General features: G+C 72.8%; 2 protein-coding genes. One reads left to right on the plus strand and one right to left on the minus strand.

The features are described 5' to 3' along the window. Window positions 1-175: 175 nt before the first annotated feature. The gene (locus ACZ49B_RS36370) at window positions 176-3199 is read right to left on the minus strand and encodes an AfsR/SARP family transcriptional regulator (protein ID WP_468314862.1); all 3024 of its coding nucleotides are present in this window, start codon (window positions 3197-3199) and stop codon (window positions 176-178) included. 210 nt (window positions 3200-3409) lie between these two features. Between ACZ49B_RS36370 and ACZ49B_RS36375 the strand changes: the two genes are divergently transcribed. Next, window positions 3410-3622, plus strand: a complete 213-nt coding sequence (locus tag ACZ49B_RS36375) for an MbtH family protein (RefSeq protein WP_468314864.1) — start codon at window positions 3410-3412, stop codon at window positions 3620-3622. Window positions 3623-3731: the final 109 nt, after the last annotated feature.

Genomic DNA, 3731 nt, shown 5'->3' on the forward strand with positions numbered 1-3731 from the left:
ATGCTGCTGCCGGTTCCGGAGGTCCCGCCGCGTGCGACGGAACCGGAAGCCGCGGAATGACCGCGGGGGGGGGGGGGGGGCGCCCCCCCCCCCCCCCCCCCCCCCCCCCCCCCCCCCACACACCCCCCCCCCCCCCCCCCCCCCCCCCCCCCCCCCCTCCTTTTCCCCGGGGCCGTCAGCTGCGGCGGACCTCCCGGGCCACGCCCATCGCGGAGAACAGCTCCTCGGCGGAGGCCGCATACTCGGCCGCCTCCCGCTCGGCACCCAGGGCCGCGGCCGCTCCGGCCATCCCGGCCAGGGCGTAGGCCTCCTCGATGCGGTAGCCGACTCCGGAGGCGAGCTCGTACGCGCTGCTGTGCAGGTCGAGCGCCGCCTCGTACTCCTGGCTCCGCTGTAGGACCCGGCCGAGCACGTTCTCGACCTTCGCCTGGCGCAGCGGTGACGAACCCGCCCGCACGAGCGACAGGGCCTGCTCCGCGAAATCGCAGGACTGCTCGAGCCGTTCCATCCGCTGGGCCACGTCGGCCGACAGTGCGAGGGCCATCGCCGCGTGGCCCTGGTCCATGGACTGGTCGTACAGCCCGCGTGCACGGGCCAGGGCCTGGTCGGCCACCTCGTACTCGCCCAGGCCGGTGTGCGCGAAGGCCCGGTCGGTGTGCGCGACCATCTCGATGCCCACCCGGCCCAGCTTCCGGGCGAGCTCCACCGCCTGCCGGGCCGCCTCGGCAGCCTCGCCGTGCCTCCCCCACTGTTCGTACAGGGTGCTCAGGGCGGTGAGGCTCTCGGCCTCCGCTCGGGGCGAGGCGAGTTCCCGTTCGAAGGCGATCGCGCGCTGGAGGTGGGCGAGGGCTTCGGGAAAGCGCCCCAGCAGGCTCTTGTAGAGGCCGAGCGTGCTCTCGCTGTGCGCCTCCGTGTGCCGGTCGCCCATGCGTGCGGCCACGTCGCGGCCCTCCTCGGCCACCTTGACGCCTTCGTCGAGCCGGCCGAGTTTCCAGCAGGCGACGCCCAGGTTCGACAGGCTCACTCCCAGCAGGGCGAGGTCGCCGAGCCGCCTGGCGGCCGTGACCGCGAGGCGGCAGAGGTCCGCGAACTCGTCGAGGTGTCCACGCGCGTTGAGCTGGAAGACGATGTTGCGCGCCAGGCACACCGCGTGGCGGTCGTGACCGAGCCGCTCGGCCAGGGCGGCGACGGAAAGCAGTGCGGCGTGCTCCCTCGTGAACCAGGCCTGGGCGTGCTCGACGTACGTGAAGTCGGGCAGCTCTGCCGCCGACTCCAGGATTCCGGTGGGCCGGCGGCGGCGGCCGGGGAAAAGGATCTCGCAGGCCGCCTCGGTGGCCGTCAGGTAGTAGTCGAGGAGCCGCTCCAGTGCGTCCTCGTCGGCACGTGCGGTCGGCTCGCCGCGCAGGCTCTGGGCGAAGCTGCGCACCAGGTCGTGCAGTGCGTACAGGCCGATCTCGGGCTGCTGCACCAGGTGTACGTCGAGCAGTCGTTCCAGGATGTCCTCGGCGTCGCGGGTGTCCAGGCCCAGCAGGGCGGCCGCCGAATGCACGTCGATGTCCCCGCCGGGGTGCAGCGCGAGGATCCGGAAGGCCGTCCGGGACTCCTCGTCCAGGGCCTGGTAGGAGAGGCGCAGTGCCGCGGCGACGCTCCGCTCGCCCGAACTGAGTTCGTCCAGTCTGCGGGTCTCGTCCTGCAGGCGGTCGACCAGGTACGCCAGTGTCCAGCGCGGGCGGTTGCGCAGCCGCGCGGTCGCGATGCGCAGGGCGAGCGGGAGGTGGCCGCACAGGCGGGCCAGCTCGTCGGCGGCCACGGGTTCGGCGGCCACCCGCCGCACGCCGAGGGTGTCCGCCACCAGGGCCGCGCTCTCCTCGGGCGTCATGATGTCGATGGAGATCCACTCGGCCCCGTCCAGGTCCACCAGGCGGGCCCGGCTGGTGACGAGAACAAGGCAGCCCGGCGAGGCGGGTAGCAGGGGCCGGATCGAGGCGGTGTCCGCCGCGTTGTCGACGAGGAGCAGCAGCCGCTTGCCGATGAGGGAGGCCCGCCACAGGGCCGCGCGCCCGACGATGTCCTCGGGGATGCGGTGTCCGGGGACGCCCAGTGCCTGCAGCAGGGTGTCGAGGGCGGCGCCGGTGGTGATCGGCTGCTCGCCGGGGGTGTATCCGCGCAGGTCGATGTGGATCTGGCCGTCGGGGTAGGCGGGGGCGAGCCGGTGTGCGGCGCGGACCGCCAGCGAGGTCTTCCCGCTGCCGCCCATTCCGTCGAGCGCCACGATCCGGGTGGCCTGCCCGTCCTCCGTCTGCGCGTAGTGCAGGAGTTCCTGCAGTTCCCGGTTGCGCCCGGTGAAGTCCGCGAGGTCGTGCGGGAGCGTGGAAGGTGCCTTGAACTCCTCGGGCTCCGTCGGCGGCAGCACGGCGAGCGAGGGCCGTTCGATGCCCGCGAGCTCAGGACTCTCCTGCAGGATCCCCTCGTACATCCTGGTGAGCTGCGGGCCCGGGTCGATGCCGAGCTCCTCGGCGAGCAGCTCGCGGACCGCGGCGTACTCCTCGAGTGCGGCGGCCTGGCGGCCCGACCGGTACAGCGCGAGCATCAGCTGGCCGCGCAGCGTCTCGCGCAGCGGATGCTGGTGGACGAGTCCGCGCAGGTCCACGACGAGCTCCGCCGATTCACCGAGGCTCAGACGGAGGTCGAAGAGCTGCTCCACGGCCGCCAGCCGGCGCTCCTCGAGGACGACGGAGGCCGTGTTGACGACGGGGCCGCCCTCACCGGAGAGGAGCGGACCGCGCCAGAGGGCCAAGGCTGCCTGCAGTGCCTCGACGGCCTGTGCGGGGCGCCTGGCGGCCGCCGCCTCCTTCGCCGTGCGCAGCCACGTGCCGAACTCGGTCAGGTCGAGCTGGGCGTCGGTCACCACGGCGCGGTATCCGGGGCCCTCGGTGACCACGATCTCTCTGCCGTCGGGAATGCGCCGACGTATATCGGCCACTGCTTTGCGAACCTGATGGGCGGCCGTCGCCGGGGGATCCTCCTCCCAGGCGGCCGCCACCAACCGCGACACCGGCAGCATTTTGCCCGGCTCCAGCAGCAGCGCGACGAGCACCCGCTCCTGGATCGTGCCGCCGAGGCGGAGCTTGGCGCCGTCCGCCCACCCCTCTAACGGCCCCAGGATGTTGAACCGCAGCGGCCCCCCACGACCTGTCACCGCAATCCCCCCAGGACTCGGATCTCATGATCTTGTCTCAGCTGGTGGATCATATGTCGTTTACGAAGGGAGCGGTACCGCGGGTGCAGGGCGGGACAGTGCCGCCGATATGCCTTTCACGCTGCCCACACCGGGCTCCACCGGCCCCTACTGTGAGGCCCGAAATACAGGCCGGTCGATTGCGTCATCGCTTCAGCAAAGGTGGAAATCGTGGCAACCAACCCTTTTGAGGATCCGGAAGGCCGCTACGTCGTACTGGCCAACGAAGAGGGGCAGCACTCCCTCTGGCCGGTCCGTATTCCGCAGCCGTCGGGCTGGGAACCGGTGAGGGGTGAAGGGACCAGGCAGGAGTGCGCCGACTACATCGAGACCCACTGGACGGATCTGCGGCCGAAGTCGGCGGTCGCGGCCATGAGCGCCTGAGTCCGCCCGAACACCGAAAGCGGGGGGGGGGGGGGGGGGGGGGGGGGGGGGGGGGGGGGGGGGGGGGGGGGGGGGGGGGGGGGGGGGGGGGGGGGGGGGGGGGGGGGGG

This window comes from Streptomyces sp. NPDC031132, from assembly GCF_055570595.1.